The organism is Streptomyces sp. MI02-7b, assembly GCF_033793585.1.
Classification (GTDB): domain Bacteria; phylum Actinomycetota; class Actinomycetes; order Streptomycetales; family Streptomycetaceae; genus Actinacidiphila.
On the sequence record NZ_JARAWX010000001.1, the window covers coordinates 360,360 to 375,725 of the forward strand.

At 72.1% G+C, this 15,366-nt stretch carries 16 protein-coding genes; 9 read left to right on the forward strand and 7 right to left on the reverse strand.

Annotated features, from left to right (window positions below; all coding sequences use genetic code 11):
• Positions 1 to 151: 151 nt before the first annotated feature.
• On the reverse strand, positions 152 to 1,123 hold the full coding sequence (locus tag PV364_RS01470) for a TIGR03557 family F420-dependent LLM class oxidoreductase (protein ID WP_319657693.1): 972 nt from the start codon (positions 1,121 to 1,123) through the stop codon (positions 152 to 154).
• A gap of 352 nt (positions 1,124 to 1,475) precedes the next feature.
• Complete coding sequence (locus tag PV364_RS01475) at positions 1,476 to 1,646, reverse strand: DUF5670 family protein (RefSeq protein WP_319657694.1); 171 nt, start codon at positions 1,644 to 1,646, stop codon at positions 1,476 to 1,478.
• Positions 1,647 to 1,889: 243 nt separating this feature from the next.
• On the opposite strand from PV364_RS01475, the gene PV364_RS01480 reads away from it, so the two are divergent.
• The 3 genes from PV364_RS01480 (at position 1,890) to PV364_RS01490 (ending at position 4,260) form a co-directional block, all read left to right on the forward strand.
• Positions 1,890 to 2,063, forward strand: coding sequence for a CsbD family protein (locus tag PV364_RS01480; protein WP_319657695.1), 174 nt, complete (start codon positions 1,890 to 1,892; stop codon positions 2,061 to 2,063).
• Positions 2,064 to 2,348: 285 nt separating this feature from the next.
• Positions 2,349 to 2,696 (forward strand): winged helix-turn-helix domain-containing protein, encoded by a 348-nt coding sequence (locus PV364_RS01485; protein WP_319657696.1) that lies wholly within the window; start codon positions 2,349 to 2,351, stop codon positions 2,694 to 2,696.
• Between the two features lie 526 nt (positions 2,697 to 3,222).
• Positions 3,223 to 4,260, forward strand: a complete 1,038-nt coding sequence (locus PV364_RS01490) for a magnesium and cobalt transport protein CorA (RefSeq protein ID WP_319657697.1) — start codon at positions 3,223 to 3,225, stop codon at positions 4,258 to 4,260.
• 64 nt (positions 4,261 to 4,324) lie between these two features.
• On the opposite strand, the gene PV364_RS01495 is transcribed toward PV364_RS01490, so the two are convergent.
• On the reverse strand, positions 4,325 to 5,419 hold the full coding sequence (locus PV364_RS01495) for a hypothetical protein (RefSeq protein WP_319657698.1): 1,095 nt from the start codon (positions 5,417 to 5,419) through the stop codon (positions 4,325 to 4,327).
• A 62-nt stretch (positions 5,420 to 5,481) separates the two neighbouring features.
• Between PV364_RS01495 and PV364_RS01500 the strand changes: the two genes are divergently transcribed.
• From PV364_RS01500 to PV364_RS01515, 4 genes are all read left to right on the forward strand, one after another.
• Positions 5,482 to 5,919: a MarR family winged helix-turn-helix transcriptional regulator gene (locus PV364_RS01500; RefSeq protein WP_319657699.1), complete on the forward strand. Its 438-nt coding sequence runs from the start codon at positions 5,482 to 5,484 to the stop codon at positions 5,917 to 5,919.
• A 316-nt stretch (positions 5,920 to 6,235) separates the two neighbouring features.
• Positions 6,236 to 6,907: a hypothetical protein gene (locus PV364_RS01505; RefSeq protein ID WP_319657700.1), complete on the forward strand. Its 672-nt coding sequence runs from the start codon at positions 6,236 to 6,238 to the stop codon at positions 6,905 to 6,907.
• Between the two features lie 237 nt (positions 6,908 to 7,144).
• Complete coding sequence (locus PV364_RS01510; RefSeq protein ID WP_319657857.1) at positions 7,145 to 7,627, forward strand: hypothetical protein; 483 nt, start codon at positions 7,145 to 7,147, stop codon at positions 7,625 to 7,627.
• 5 nt (positions 7,628 to 7,632) lie between these two features.
• Positions 7,633 to 8,157, forward strand: coding sequence for a PP2C family protein-serine/threonine phosphatase (locus tag PV364_RS01515; protein WP_319657855.1), 525 nt, complete (start codon positions 7,633 to 7,635; stop codon positions 8,155 to 8,157).
• Positions 8,158 to 8,160: 3 nt separating this feature from the next.
• Here the strand turns inward: PV364_RS01515 and PV364_RS01520 are convergent, their stop codons facing one another.
• From PV364_RS01520 to PV364_RS01535, 4 genes are all read right to left on the reverse strand, one after another.
• Positions 8,161 to 9,150, reverse strand: coding sequence for a helix-turn-helix domain-containing protein (locus tag PV364_RS01520; RefSeq protein ID WP_319657701.1), 990 nt, complete (start codon positions 9,148 to 9,150; stop codon positions 8,161 to 8,163).
• A 234-nt stretch (positions 9,151 to 9,384) separates the two neighbouring features.
• Entirely contained in the window at positions 9,385 to 10,182 is a 798-nt protein-coding gene (locus PV364_RS01525; RefSeq protein ID WP_319657702.1) for a maleylpyruvate isomerase family mycothiol-dependent enzyme, read from the reverse strand.
• A 13-nt stretch (positions 10,183 to 10,195) separates the two neighbouring features.
• The gene (locus PV364_RS01530) at positions 10,196 to 11,104 is read right to left on the reverse strand and encodes an NAD(P)-dependent oxidoreductase (RefSeq protein ID WP_319657703.1); all 909 of its coding nucleotides are present in this window, start codon (positions 11,102 to 11,104) and stop codon (positions 10,196 to 10,198) included.
• A gap of 89 nt (positions 11,105 to 11,193) precedes the next feature.
• The gene (locus PV364_RS01535; RefSeq protein WP_319657704.1) at positions 11,194 to 12,576 is read right to left on the reverse strand and encodes an NADP-dependent succinic semialdehyde dehydrogenase; all 1,383 of its coding nucleotides are present in this window, start codon (positions 12,574 to 12,576) and stop codon (positions 11,194 to 11,196) included.
• Positions 12,577 to 13,331: 755 nt separating this feature from the next.
• On the opposite strand from PV364_RS01535, the gene PV364_RS01540 reads away from it, so the two are divergent.
• Positions 13,332 to 14,399, forward strand: coding sequence for a maleylacetate reductase (locus tag PV364_RS01540; RefSeq protein ID WP_319657705.1), 1,068 nt, complete (start codon positions 13,332 to 13,334; stop codon positions 14,397 to 14,399).
• Entirely contained in the window at positions 14,392 to 15,279 is an 888-nt protein-coding gene (locus PV364_RS01545; RefSeq protein ID WP_319657706.1) for a dioxygenase, read from the forward strand. The genes PV364_RS01540 and PV364_RS01545 overlap by 8 nt, the downstream gene beginning before the upstream one ends.
• Positions 15,280 to 15,366: the final 87 nt, after the last annotated feature.

Genomic DNA, 15,366 nt, shown 5'->3' on the forward strand with positions numbered 1-15,366 from the left:
GGCACCCTCCGGACCGGGCTGTACGCCGGCCCGCGCCCGAAGGAGCCCGCGGCCGGTTTCGCTCCATCCTGCGGGCACCCGCCGCAATCCGCTCGGTGGGAAGCGCCGGGCAGGCCGTGCCCGGCGCCCCGGTCCTCGCGGACGCCCATGGTCAGCCGGCGGACGTGCCCTTACGCAGCCGGGGAAGGACCTCGGCGCGGTAGAAGTCGAAGAACTGCTTCTGGTCGGGGCCGATCTGGTTGACGTAGACCTCGTCGAAACCGGCCTCGGAGTAGGTCCTGACGGCTGCGACGTGCTCGTCCGTGGCGTCGCCGCAGACGACGGCGTCGGCGATCATGTCCTCGGTGACCAGGGTGGCCGCCTGCTCGAAGTGCTCCGGGGTGGGGAGGATCTGGGCCAGCTCGCCCGGAAGCTGCTCGCTGGGCCACAGCCGGTGCACGGTCCTCACCGCGCGCGCCCGGTCGGTGTCCCAGCAGACCTTCAGTCCACCGATGACCGGCTTGCTCCCTCCGCCGGCCCGACGGAACTGCTCCACCAGTGTCGCGTCGGGCTTCATCGTCACGAAGCCGTCCCCGATACGGCCGGCCAGCGCCGCGGCCTCCGGCCCGAAGCCGGAGACGTACAGCGGAACGGGCTCCTCGGGAACGGTGTAGAGGCGGGCGTTCTGCACCGTGTAGTGCGTTCCGTGGTGGGTGACGCGCTCTCCGGTGGACAGTTTCCTGATGACCTGCACGGCCTCCTCGAGCATCTGCAGGCGCTCCGCGGCCTCGGGCCAGGCGTCGCCGAAGATGTGTTCGTTGAGGGCCTCCCCGCTCCCCAGACCGAAACGGAACCGCCCGTTGGTCAGCACGGCCGCTGTCGCGGCGGCCTGGGCGTTGATCGCCGGGTGGACGCGGACGGTGGGGCAGGTGACCAAAGTCGTGATCGGCAACGACGTCACCTGGGACAACGCTCCGATCATGGACCAGACGAACGGGCTCTGACCCTGTTCGTCGTTCCATGGGTGGAAGTGGTCGGAGATGGCCAGCGCCTCGAAACCGGCCTGCTCGGCCATGCGCGCCTGCTCGAGCAGTTCCGCGGGGACGAACTCCTCCGAGGACAGGAAGTATCCGTAGGCGGTCATGGAATCCCTTCGAACGGGTTGACGATCGGACAGGACCGGGTCGGCGAGCGGGCTGTCCCCGGGGCCCACGGCGCGGCGCCCGCGCTGCCCCCTCCCGATTCTCCTCACCGGGTCCGTTCCGGGGCGCAGGCACGCTTCCGGCGCCGTCCGGTTACGCCGCAGGGGTCAGGCGCCTCAGGGCCGCGGATACGGCGCGGGGCGAGCAGTCGCACGACCGGAGTCCCGTTCCGGTGCTCGCCATCGTTCCGCGCCACCGACTCCACGCCCCAGCAGCCCGCGCTCCGCCGCACCGAACGCGGGCGGGGGCCCGGCCGAGATCGGCCGGGCCCCCATGGCTGGTGGCGTGACACTTCTACCAGCGGTACCAGCGGCCCTTGCGGCCGCCGCTCCCGGTGGACCGCGCGACGAAGCCGAGCAGCCACAGGACGAGAACGATCACCGCGATCCACCACAGCGCCTTCAGGGCGAAGCCCGCACCGAACAGCACCAGGGCCAGAAGCAGAACCAGAAGCAGGGGAACCATCGTTATCAACCTCCTGACCGCCGCCTGCCCTTGTCCCGGCCCGGCAAGCACACGAAGATCACGTTACTTTCACGGGATGCGGGGAAACCACGTGCGCGCCCGCTGCCCCTTTCCCTCGATCCCACGCGCCCGCGCGGCACACTGCGCCCTGTGATTCTCGTTCGAACTGCCCACGTTTGCGGCACGGTTCACCGGTCAGACGAACCAACAGCACACGACGTCAAGCCAGAGAAGGTGAGCACCATGGCCGAGAACGAGAAGGCCAAGGCCAAGACCGAGCAGACCGTCGGCAAGGTCAAGAAGACCGCCGGCGAGGCCGTGGGCAACGAACGGCTGACCGCCGAGGGCCGGGCCGAGCAGGCCGTGGGCGATGCGCGTGAGGCCAAGGAGAAGATCAAGGACATCGGCCGGCACTGACCGCCGGAACAGCGACGCCTTGGGGCGGCCCCGCCGGGGCCGCCCCAAGGCGTTGTCGGCTGCACGGGCCCGTCCGCCACGGGGCGCGCGCCTCCGTTGGAGTGAAAGCGCAGGCCCGGCCGCCGCGCCACACGGCCGCACCGCCACCGGTCGACTTCAGTGGACGGAGCGCATCGGTGTCATCGTCGCTGTCGATGCGCGCCGCGGAGCCCCTCAGGCCGTCACAACCCCGAGCGGGCTCCGCGCCTCATCACCTCGCGCCCCCGGCCCCTTCGCCTGCGGGCGGTGCTCCGCCGGCCGACCGCGGAAGAGCCCTCGCCCCTGATCGCGCACATCGGCGAGTGGACGGTCGACCTGGGCCGCTCCACCGTGCGCCGTGCGGACGGCGACGAGGACGAGCTGCGGCTCACCCCGACCGAATGGGCCGTCCTCGACGTCATGCTGCGGCACCCGCCGGGCAGGCTGGTGACCAGCCGTCAGATCCTGCGGCACGTCCGGGGGCCGGACCACGAGAACAACACGAACTACCTGCGCATCTACTTCGCGAGCCTGCGGCGGAAGCTGGAGCCCGATCCGGCCGGCCCCCGCCACCTGCTCACCGAGCCCGGCATGGGCTATCGCTTCAGACCGTGAGACCTCGTGCCGAACGCCACGACGCGAGGGGGACTGCCCAGGGTGCGGGGGTCACGCCTGGTCAGGCCCGCGAACGTGAGCGCGGGGGAACGGTCCGCCCCGGGCGGGGCAGCGTCATGTACAGCCGCGGACCCGGCACCGGGGCCGCGGCCGGCTCGCCGACGGAAATGGCGGCGGAGGCTGCGACGGCGGCCTCCTCGTCGACGTCCCCGTCAGCGTAGGAGTAGCGGGGCGTGCAGCCGACGGAACCCGACCGGACCGGCACGAGGGCAGACCCGGCCGGGTCCGGTTCGGCAGGCTCGGGGTCTTCCCCGTAGACACGCAGACACATGGTGTTCCTCCCGGAACGAAGGCGGTACGCGACCCGGGCCAACGGCGGCCCGAGTGCAGCAATGACGCTATGCCCGCAGGTCAGGCACCGATCCCGGTCCACACGGAACCCTGACGCCGCCCTGACGCCGGAGGGGCGGCGGCGTGGTCATGATGGAAGGCGCATCCGCCCCCGAGCGGCCCGAGAGGAGAGGTCATGACAGCGCCGGTCCCGGCACCGCGCCCCGACGGCCGCCCGGTCCCTGTGGTCGACTGCGCCCTGTACGAGGACGGCGAGCGCCGTCCGGGGCTCCTGCCCCTCACCGAGGCCATGGGCGCGTGCCACCGGAGCACGGGCAGCTTCGTGTGGATCGGGCTGCGGGAGCCCACCGTCGACCAGCTCCAAGTCGTGGCCGACGCGTTCGGCCTGCATCCGCTCGCCGTGGAGGACGCGGTCCACGCCCATCAGCGCCCGAAGCTCGAACGCTACGGCGACACCCTGTTCCTCGTCCTGAAGACCGCCGCGTACGTCGAGCACGACCGGCTCACGCCCACCAGCGAAGTCGTCTCCACCGGGCAGATCATGATCTTCGCGGGCCCGGACTTCGCCGTGGTCGTCCGGCACGGCGACTCCCCGGACCTCCGCGTCGTACGCCGACAGCTCGAAGCGGAGCCGGAGTTGCTCGCCCATGGCCCGGCCGCCGTCGTGCACGCCATCGCGGACACCGTCGTCGACGGGTACCTGGAGGTGATCCGCGCCGTCGAGGCCGACGTCGAACAGGTGGAGGCCGACGTCTTCTCACCCGAACGCACCGACGACGCGGGGCGCATCTACCAGCTCAAGCGGGAGATGCTGGAACTCCGCCGCGCGGTGCTGCCGCTCGCCCTGCCGCTCCGCGACCTGGCCGAAGGGAGGGTGCCGGGATGCGACCCGGAGATCCGCGCGTACCTGCGGGACGTGCGCGACCATCTCGACCAGGCGTCGGAGCGCATCACCGGCTTCGTCGAACTGCTCGACAGCGTGCTGTCCGCCAATCTCGCCCAACTCGGCATCCAGCAGAGCACCGACCTGCGCCGGATCAGCGCATGGGCCGCGATCATCGCCGTACCCACCATGATCGTCGGCATCTACGGCATGAACTTCGACCACATGCCGGAACTGCGGTGGACCTTCGGCTATCCCCTCGTCCTGGTGGTCATCGTCATCGCCTGCACCCTCACGTACCGCTCGTTCCGCCGCAACGACTGGCTCTGACACGGCGAAACGGCACGGCACGGCGCGGAACGGCACGGCGCGGGTCGGCGCGGCCGGGTGGGCGTCAGACGGCGACGGCCTCGCCGATCTCCTCCTCGGCCTCGCGTTCGGCCGCCGGCAGCGGGGCGGGCGGCGCCCCGGCCCGGCGGGCGCGCCGTTCCGCGGTGTCCGCCGCGGCGAGCGCCACGAGGCCCGCGCCGAGCCACAGGACGAGAGAGGTGACGCGGCCGGCCAGGCCCGCGCCGGAGGGGAAGTAGAGGAGGCTGCGGACGCCCTCGACGAAGCCCGCACCGTTCCAGAAGGCGTGGAGCGCGCCGAAGAAGCCGTTCTGGAGTTCGGGGCGGAAGATGCCGCCCGAGGTGGTGAAGTTGAGCATGACGAAGAGCGTCATCATCGTCAGGGTGGTCCACCGCTTGAGGAAGGTGTGCAGGCCGATGCCGATGGCGACGATGCCTGCCGAGTAGAGCCACGCCATGGCCCACACGCCGACGAGGTCGTGATCGACGATGTGGAACAGCGGTCCCGCGAGCACCGTGCCGATCACGCTCACCACCAGTGAGGTCGCCAGGCCGATGGCGGCCCGGGTCCACAGCCGCAGCGTGGCGCCCGCCGCGCCGATGGCGGCGACACTGGCGTACGAGCCGATGCTGATGGTGACCAGGACGAAGAAGAGCCCCTGCCCGGTGGGGTCGCCCTGCGAGGTGGGCGCGACGTCGGTGACGTCCAGGGCGATCCCCTTCCCGTCGGCCACCAGGCGGAAGACGGTCTCGGCGGCCGTGGCGGTCGTGTCGGAGTTGGCCTTGGCGACCAGCAGTCGCGGGTGCTCCGTGGACGGGAGGTAGGCACCGGCCAGATCGCGGTCCATCAGTTGGTGCACCGCGGCGGCGCGCGTGGGGACCGTCCTGACGTCCAGCGCGTCGCCGGCCTTGTCCTTGAGCGTCTGGGCGAGGACCTGCGCGCGCGGCCCGTTCCCGACGACGGCCACCTTCATCCCGTGCGGCTCGGGGGCGTGGAAGGCACCCAGGTAGGCAAGGCCCATGCCCAGGCACATCAGCAGCGGGGTCACCAGGTGGAGAACGATGTGCCCCGCGCTGTGGCGCAGTCGGGGGGCCGCGTGCGCATGGGCCCCTCCCGAGGCGGCGGCCGGGGATGCGGTCATGGGGAAGGCACCTCTCAATATGATTGGCAAATACAACCTTTTTCATTGTACGATACATCTAAATGAAGGAGGTCCAGATGCCGGCCCGTGACACAGCCATCGACACGATCCAGCGCGAACTCACCGCGTTCGCCCGCCGCGCCCGGACGCGCGCCACGCAGATCCACCCCGAACTGTCCCTGGTGGCCTACGGCATGCTCGACTACATGAAGGAGCGCGGCGGCTGCCGCGGCACGGACCTGGCCTCGCACTTCCTGCTCGACAAGTCCACCGTCAGCCGCCAGATCGCGATGCTGGAACGCGCCGGGCTCATCGCGCGCGGATCCGACCCGCAGGACCAGCGCGGGCAGATCCTCCGCCCGTCCGAACAGGGCCTCAGGCTGCTGGCGGAGGCGAACGAACGACGCCGGATCGCCTTCGCGGGGCGGTTCGCCGACTGGGACGACACGGACGTGCAGCAGCTGGCCGACCACCTCCAGCGCTACAACGCGGCCGGCTGAATCAGGCAAGGCGTCCCCCGGTCGGCTACAGAATGTGCACCGGGTCACACCCAGGGCGACTCTTGTGGTGGGCTCGCTGCCGTCCACGGCATCTCTCCCGCCCAGGGAGGGGAGGCGGCACAGGCCGCTCGTCGAAGAGCCAGCCCCTGGAGGTGGCGTGTTGTACCGAATTGCCGGACCCCGGGTGTCGCCGCGACGGCACCGAGTCCGTGCGCGCGCGTGGACGATTGCGGCGAGTGTGGCGCTGGCCTCCGGCGCCGTGACGGGTACGGCGTCCGCGGGAGCCGTGGAACGTGGGGCCGCGACGGGTGGCGCGGTGCGCGACACGCCCGGGCCGCAGGGGCATGCCGAACCGGTCGATCCGGTCGATCCGGTCGATCCGGTCGATCCGGCGGGGGCCAACGCCGTGCACGGCACGCAGGAGTTCACCACCAGCGGGGCCTTCGTGCCCCCCGGCGGCGTCAGCACGATCCTCGTCCAGGTGTGGGGCGCGGGCGGAGGCGGCGCGGGTGGCGGCGACGACGGCAGCGGGGGCCAGGGCGGCGGCGCCGGCGGATTCGCCTCGTGCGCCGTCCACGTGCAGCCCGGCGAGGCCCACTTGGTCGTCGTCGCCGGGGGCGGCGCCGGGGGCGTGCCCGGGGCTCCCGGCGCCACCGCCGGGTTCACCTACCTGACCGCGCCGCCCTCCGGCGCGGCGGTGGCTGTCGCCCGGGGTGGCGGCGGCGGCTCCGATCCCCGCTTCCCCGGAACCGGCGGCACCGGCGCCTGTGACCCCGCCGCCGGCGACGGCGGCCTCGTCCACCAGGGCGCCCCCGGCCTGACCACCGGCGAAGGGGGCAGCCCCGCGGTGGACGGCACGGTCGCTCCCCCCGGTCCGGTCACCGCCCCCTTGGCACCGCCGCGGAACGCGGGCGTGGGCGGCGACGGCGGACCCGCGGGAGGCCCGGGCGCCGACGGAGGCCCCGGGTACGTCGTCATCCGGTGGTAGCCGGCACCACCTGCCGCGGAACGGCCCGGCGCGTCGAGAGGGGCGCCGGGCCACGCCTGTACGGGCGTTGCGTGGTCGGTCAACGTGTCATGCGCTGCGAGGCAATTCCCCCGTCGCGGCCTCGCCTACGGTCAGGCATCGACCACCACTCGACGCCCGATGTACGGGAGACCCGCGACCACGACGCGCCGCCGCCTCCCGGCCGCGCCGGACGTCACGCACGGCGGGAGGGCAGCCATGACCGACCCGGGAGAGTTCGCGGACAGGTCGGCGAAGCGGCCCTGGGTGCGGCACGTGATGGTCGCGGGGACGCTGCTGGGCACCCTCGCGGTGTGCGCGGCCGTTCCGCCGGGTTGCCACCCGGGTCCCGCTTCCTACGCCCTGCGGCTGGTCCCGGCCTCGGAGGCCGCGGTGGCCTGCGGCTGGCTGCACCGGCGGTGCCGACGGCTGGTGGCGGATGCCTGTGCGGTCTCCGACGCCGTGCAGGACGTGCTGCTGCGGCCGCTCCCGTCACGGGTCGGCGGCCTGGCTCTCGCCTCGGTCTACCGTGCCTCCGGCGGTCGGGCCCGGGTCGGCGGGGACCTCTACGCGGTCGCCCGGGCCGACGCGGCCACCCGGGTCATCATCGGCGATGTGCGAGGGAGGGGACTGTCCTCGTTCCTGGACGTCCCGCCGTCCTCGGGGCATTCCGTGAGTGGGCGCCGCAGGCCCCCAGCCTGACCGAGCTGTCCGCCCGCCTGGAGGCGAGCTTCCTTCGGCACCTCGCCGACGCGCACGACGACGCCGACGAACGCTTCGTGACCGCGCTCCTTCTCGAGGTGCCGGACCGCGAGCCCCTCGCACACATGGTCAACTACGGTCATCCGCCGCTGGTGCGGGCCCGCCGGGGGGACGTGGCCCTGCTTCCGGGGCATCCCTGCCCTCCCCTGGGACTGAGCTCCCTGTGTGACGTCCGGGCGCACGAGAGCGTCTTCGAACTCGGCCCTGACGACACGCTGTTGCTGTACACCGACGGTCTCATCGAGGCCCGTGACCGCGCCGGGGTGTGCTTCCCGTTGCTGGAGCGGGCCGCCACCTGGACGTGGAACGACCGGCTCAGGCGCAGTCAGGACCGTCTGCGCGGCGTCCTCGGGCAGATCCTCGACGACGTCGTCGCCCATTGCGGCGCGCTGCCGGCCGACGATCTCGCCCTGATCGCGCTGGCCCGGCGCGGAGAGGAGGGGACGGCGGCACTCCCCCGCCGGTCGTGACCGTCACCCCGGAAGCCTGGAGTGGCCGGCTCTGCAGCGCCATTCGCCCGGAGTCATGCCGTAGGCCGCACGGAAGATCCGACTGAAGTGCGCCGGGCTCGCGAAACCCCGTCGGTGCGCGATGGCCGCCACCGTCGCCCCGGCCAACTCGGGACGCGAGAGATCATCACGGCAGGCCTCCAGCCGCAGGTGCTGGACCCACCGGCCGACGGTCATGTCCTCGCCACGGAAGAGCAGGTGCAGATACCGGACGGAGATGTGGTGCGCGGCCGCGATCGTCGCCGGGGAGAGTTCCGTTCGGTCCAGGTGCGCCCTGACGTACACGCGGATCTGCCGCAGCAACGCCTCCTCCGCGGTCGGCGTGGCACCGCTGCCCCGTCGTACCTGATGCACGACCAGCGCGTTCAGGACGTCGGCCATCCCCCGCTCCAGGTATCTCTTCGGACCGGGCGGGCAGACGCCCACCTCGGCCGCAGCGGCAAGCCGGCTCATGTACGCGGCGAGGATCCCGCCGATGTAACTGCCGGTGGAGCATGCCCGGCCGGTGGCGAGCAGCAGACACGCGTCGGAGACGTCCAGCAGCCCACGGGGAACGGCGGCGACGTCCTGACGCACATCACTGGGGAAATCCTGGACGTAGGGACGCCGGGAATCCAGCAGGACCAACTCTCCGGCGACCAGCGGTGTTTCCCTCCCGTCCTGGACCACGACACTGCTGCCCGTCTCCTGCAGGCTCACGATGAGCAGGCCGCTGGGGTCATTGGCGATGATCCCGCGGGTCCGCGCCATGCGCTGGGGGCTCGCCTCGACGTGGGCCACATGGATGTCGCCGATGGAGATCCGCCGGAGCGAACCGCGCACCGCGGCGCCGTCGTGCGGCCTGACCTCCAGCCGGGTGAGCGATCGGTGGACGGCGTCCGTCCAGTACTGCGCCCTCTCGTCGGGCGGAAGGATGTCGGTACAGAATGCCTTGATCACGATGTCCCCGCGCACGTCGGAACCACGTCCTCGGCCGAGCGCCGCAAGCCGCGGCACTCGGTGCCACTGCTTGGTTCAGCCGAGTGCCGCGCCGAATAATTTCGGCGCGCCGGGGACGATTCGGAGGCGGCTCAACACTGCGGGATGCCCGCAGGAAAACGCGGCGGGAGCTGCGGAAAGGCCGCGGCGGTCGCGCGTTCTCGCCGGCCCGACGGCTCACCGGCCGGGGCCGGTCCCGCGGTGCCGCCTTCAGATGATGTCCAGTCGGTCGAGGAACGGGGCCGCGGCGGAGGTGTCCCCCGTGATGCGGCAGTGGTCGCGCCAGGATTCGCGGGTGGTGGCCCACGCGATGAAGTCGAGTGCCGTGCTGGTGATCCGGGTGGTGGCGTCCGCGCCGGGTACGACGGTCAGTTGCGCGTCCGGCCCGGCCGCGGGGTAGACGGTGACCGTGGTCGCGCCCGGTCCTGTCAGGTCGAGGACGAGGGGCCGGTCGACCGCCGAGGTGAGCTCGGGGCCCTGCATCTGGGGAAGGCCGGCGAGCATGAACTCGACAGCGGGCGCCACGAGGCCGTCGGTCGGTTCCGGCACCGTGAAGGGGAGCGGGCCGTCCGGGGCGAGCATGTCGTGGCGCAGGTGGCAGAAGACGTTGAACGCCATCGTGTTCGCCAGCAGATGGCGCGGATAGGTGCCGAGCCCGGGCACGTCGACCGGCTCCGTGGCCCTGGGGGGTTCCTGCGCCGCTTCCAGGAGGTCGAGCTGCCGCGGGGTGCTGCGCCGCCACTCGTCGAGGACCTCGCCGTGGCTCCAGGAACGGCGTTCGTCGACCCGCAGGTCGTGGTAACGCTCGCGGTTCTCCGGCAGCGAGGGGTCCGGCGGCGGCGGATCCACCGCCTCGGTGGCGAGAGCCGCGAGGTGGGCCATGACGTCGATGACACGCCAGCCCGCGCACGCCGACGGCAGGTCCCACTGGTCGTCGGCGACGCGCGGGACGATCTCCGCGAGTTGCGCCGTGCTCGAACGCGCCGCGGCGATGCCGGCACGGGTCATCGTTCCTCCCGGGTCAGGACGCGGCCCGGCGGGACGTGCGGTAGGTCGCGGCGACGTCCGCGCGGCCCAGCCCGTCGTCCGCCGCCAGGTGGAGGCGTTCGCGCACGACCTCCGCGATGCCCAGGCGCAGGCCGGCGGCGCGGGCGGCGTCGGTGATCAGACCGGCGTCCTTGGCCGCCGCCTCGAGGGGGAACGAGGGGGTGTCGAGGTCGTCGTCGAGCATCTTCGGGCCCTTGCTCTGCACGTACGTGCTGTTCAGGCCGCTTCCCCCGATGACGTCGATGACCAGGTGGGGGTCGACCCCGAGGGTCTCGGCGAGGGTGAGGGACTCCGCGATGCCCTCGACGGTGGTCAGGACCCAGGCGTTGTAGGCGAGTTTCAGGCCGCTCGGCTGGCCGACCTCGTCGAGCCACACGGTGCGTGAGCCCACCGCGTCCAGGACCGGCCGCACTTCGTCCCGCGCCTCCTTCCGGGGGGAGGCGGCCAGGACGGTCAGGGTCCCGGCGACGGCCGGTTCCTTGGTGCCGAGGAGCGGGGCCTCGACGTAGGCGACGTCCAGGCGGTCGGCCTGCTCCGCGAGACGGCGGCCGCCGTCAGGGGAGACCGTGCAGGTCTGCACCCACACCGGGTGGCCGTCCAGCCCGTCGCGGGCCTGGTCCATCACGTCGGCGACGACTCTCTCGTTCGCCAGCGCGGTCAGGACCACGTCCGCGCCGCGGCAGGCCTCGGCCGGCGTGTCGCACACCGCGGCGCCGACGTCGGCCAGCGGTTCGGCGGCGTCGCGAGCCCTGTTCCACGCACGCAGACCCAGCCCCGCGGCCGCGATGTTGCGGGCCATGGCGTCCCCCATGGTGCCCGTACCGAGCACCGCGACCACCGGTCCTCCCTGCCCGGACGAGGGCGTCCGGACCGCTGTGCTCATCGTCGCGCCTCCCTTGGCTCGGCCCGGCCGCGCGCCCTGCTCCCGGCCGGCGCGCGCCCGTGGTGTCGACCGCGTCAGGACCGGGGGGTTCAGGCGTCCTGGCCGATCCAGACGGTCTTGGCGTTCATGAACTCCCGCATGCCGAGGTCGGACAACTCCCGACCGTAGCCGCTGCGTTTCACGCCGCCGAAGGGGATCTCGGGATAGCTGGTCGTGTTGCCGTTGATGAAGGCCATACCGGACTGCACGTCGCGGACGAAGAGCTCGCGTTCGGCCTCGTCCTCGCTCCACAGATTCGAACCCAGGCCGTAGGGGTGCCCGTTGGCCTCCCGCAGGGCCTCCTCCAGGGAGGGAACCGCCCACACCTGCGCCACGGGGCCGAAGACCTCCTCGTGGTACATCCGCATTTCCGGAGTGACACCGGTCAGCACGGTCGGCGGGTAGAACCAGCCCGGCCGGTCCGGGCGTTCGCCGCCCACCAGCGCCGTCGCGCCCTTGCCGACGGCGTCGTCGACGTACGACTCCACGTCACGCCGGCCGGACTCGGTGGCCAGCGGACCGACGTCGGTGTCCGCGTCCATCGGATCGCCCACCACCAGCGCGCCCATCTTCGCCACGAACATCGCGATGAACTCGTCGGCGATGTCCTGGTGGACGAAGAACCGCTTGCCGTTGATGCACGACTGCCCGTTGTTCAGGCACCGTGCCTTGACCGCGACATCGGTGGCACGGTCCAGGTTCGTGGACGGCATGACGATGAACGGGTCGGAACCGCCCAGTTCGAGGACCACCTTCTTGATCTCGTCGCCGGCGATGGCGGCCACCGACCGTCCCGCCGGCTCGCTGCCCGTCAGCGTCGCGGCCGCCACACGCGGGTCGCGCAGCACCTGCTCCACCCGCCCCGAGGAGATCAGCAGGGTCTGGAACACGTCGTCCGGGAAGCCCGCGTCCCGGAAGAGCTCTTCCAGGTACAGGGCGCACCGCGGCACGTTCGAGGCGTGCTTGAGCAGGCCCACGTTCCCCGCCATCAGGGCAGGCGCGGCGAACCGCATGGCCTGCCACAAGGGCAGGTTCCACGGCATCACCGCGAGCACCACGCCGATCGGCTGGTACGTCACGAACGTCTGCTTCGCGCCCACGCGCTCCGCGTCGCGGTCCAGGTCACGCAGGAACGCGGGTCCTTCGGTGGCGTAGAAGCGCAGCCCGTGCACGCACTTGACCACTTCCTCCTCCGCCGCCCGGAAGGTCTTGCCCATTTCCGTGGTGATCATCTGGCTGACGCTCTCGATCTCCTTCTCCAGACGTTCGGCGGCGTGCTGCAGCCACCCCGCCCGCTCGTCGGCGCTCGTCAACCGGTATGTCGCGGCCGCGGCCGCCGCCCGGGCGAGCTTGTCCTCCAGTTGCTCGGGCGTCAGTTCGTCGAACCTCTCGAGAACCTCGCCCGTCATGGGACTCGTCGTTGCGATAGCCATGAATCAACCGTATGACCGGGGGAGAAGGCGGGCAATTCACCCGTTTGCTCCCATCATGGCCACCGGCGTCACGACGGCAACGGACGGCGGGAGGCCGGCCGGATCCGGCCGCCGCCGCACCCCCCGCGGAGCGGATGACCGCCCCAGGTCGGGGGCGATCCGGGCGCGTCCGGCCGCCTCCGGGCGCGGACTCGCCACTGGTCCGTGAAGTCGGCAACACCCCGCCGCCCGCGCTGCCGGTTCCTGTCCGGACGAAATACGCTACGTCCGGAATACGGTCCGGGTCCGGCATTACGGCAGGACGTTCTCCCGCGCAAAAGAACTGCCGAATCAGCAGCCGGGAGCGGCGACTGCGGGCCGCCCGGCACGAATGCGGCCACGGTCCCCGGCCGCCGGTACGGTGCCAAAGGAAAGGCGAATCGCGGGGCGCATTGCCGTGCCCGCTCCGCCGGGGACGGCGAGGCGGACGACCTCGCCGGCTCTCCCGGTGCGGCCTCCGGCACGTGGAACCCGGTGGCGCACGGGCCATCGGCCTGCCGGAGGACACGTCACCCGTATGAGGGATATCGGGCGACGAGAAGCGCGCCGGTCGTCAGCCGAGTGTCGCGCATACAAGGTAATCGTCGCCTCCCAGGCAATTCGATTCGAAGGATTCATTGACGCGACCCCGGCGGTCTGACGACACTCCAATCGCTGTTGATCATCCTCTAGAGGGCGACGATGAGAGCATTTGTACATCGGGGCCAGGTCAGGAAGTGGTATTCGGCACCGGGACGCGAAACGGAATTGCCGATGAAGTCCGGGCCCTGGGGTGCGACCGGGCGCTGGTGCTGAGCACCCCCGGACAGACCGGTCAGGCCCACGAGGTGCGGGAACTCCTCGGGCCGCTTGCCGCGGGCGTCTTCGACCAGGCGGCGCCGCACACGCCCGTCGCGGTCACCGAGAAGGCGGTCGGCGCGGTCCGGGCAGCCGGCGCGGACTGTGTCGTCGCCGTCGGCGGCGGCTCGGCCATCGGCCTGGGAAAGGCCGTCGCCCTGCGCACCGGGCACGCGCACATCGCGCTGCCCACGACCTACGCGGGCTCCGAGATGACGCCGATCCTGGGAGAGACCCAGGGCGGCGCCAAGACCACCCGGCGGCTGCCCGAGGTGCTGCTGAGAACCGTCGTCTACGACGTCGACCTCACCCTCGCACTGCCGCCCCACGTCGCGGCGGTGAGCGGGCTCAACGCCATGGCCCACGTCGTGGAGGCGCTGTACGCCCAGGATCACGACCCGCTCGCCCTCCTCATCGCGGGTGAGGCCTTGGACGCCCTGGCGACGGCGCTGCCGGACGCCGTGCGCCGTCCCGCCGAGCCCGGCGCACGCGCTACCGCCCTGTACGACGCCTGGCTGGCCGGCACCTGCCTCGGCACCGTCGGCATGGCACTGCACCACAAGGTCTGCCACGTCCTGGGCGGCACCTTCGACCTTCCCCACGCCGAGACCCACGCTGTGGTGCTCCCGCACGTCGTCGCGTACAACGCACCCGCGGCCGCACCGGCCATGGAACGGATCGGCCGGGCTCTGCCCGGCCCCGACCCCGCCGCCGCGGTCTTCGCCTTCGCCGCTCGGCTCGGCGCCCCACGCGCGCTCAGGGACCTCGGCATGCCCGAGTCGGGCATCGCGAGCGCCGCCGACCTGATCGTCCGCGACGGCTACTGGAATCCACGGCCGGTGGACCGGGAAGCCGTGCGCGGCCTCCTTCGCCGGGCCTGGGCGGGCGAGCCGCCGCGGGCCCCTTCCCCTCACCCCGACGACGCGACGGGAGCCCGTCATGCGTGACCTCACGGACGACACCATCACCGAGGCGGTCCTCTCGACCGTGCGCGGCGCGAAGGACGCACGCCTCGCGGAGATCCTCGGCGCACTGGTCAGGCACGCCCACGACTTCGTGCGCGAGACCGGTCTCACCGAGGAGGAGTGGGCGCGGGGCGTGGACTTCCTCACCCGCACCGGACAGCTGTGCACGGCCACACGGCAGGAGTTCATCCTCCTCTCCGACGTGCTGGGGGTGACGATGCTGGTCGACGCCCTCGGCAACCGGCGTGCGGCCGGGTCGACGCAGAACAGCGTCCTCGGGCCCTTCTTCCGCGACGACCGCCCCGCGCTGCCCGACGGGGCCGACATCTCCGAGGGACTGCCGGGCACACCCTTCTTCTTCGAGGGGTCGGTGACCGACGCTCAGGGAGCGCCGGTCGGCGGCGCCCAGGTCGATGTCTGGCACAGCGACGCGGACGGTCACTACGACGTGGACGTCCCCGGTCTGTCCGACCCGGCCATGAGGGCGCTGCTCCGCACCGGCGGCGACGGCGGTTTCCGCTTCCGCTCCGTGCGCCCCTCCTCGTACCCCATCCCCGACGACGGCACCGTGGGCGAGCTGATGCGCGCCACCGGGCGGTCCGTCATGCGGCCCGCGCACCTGCATCTGCGGATCACCGCCGCGGGGTTCCAGAAGGTGACCACCATGCTGTTCCCCTCCGACGACGCCCACCTCGACCAGGACCCGGTCTTCGGCGTCAAGCAGTCGCTCGTCACGGAGTACGCGCGCCACCGGGCCGGCACCGGACCGTACGGCACCAGCACCCAGGAGCCGTACACCCTCCTGCGGCACACCTTCGTGCTCGAACCCGTGGAGCCGGCCTCCGGCGCCCGGCACCTCTGAGGGCGTCGACCCGCCCGGACCCCTGGCACGTGTCGTCCCCCGGCCGCGTGGGACCTGTTGCAGGCCCGGGGCGTCCGCCGGTCCCCC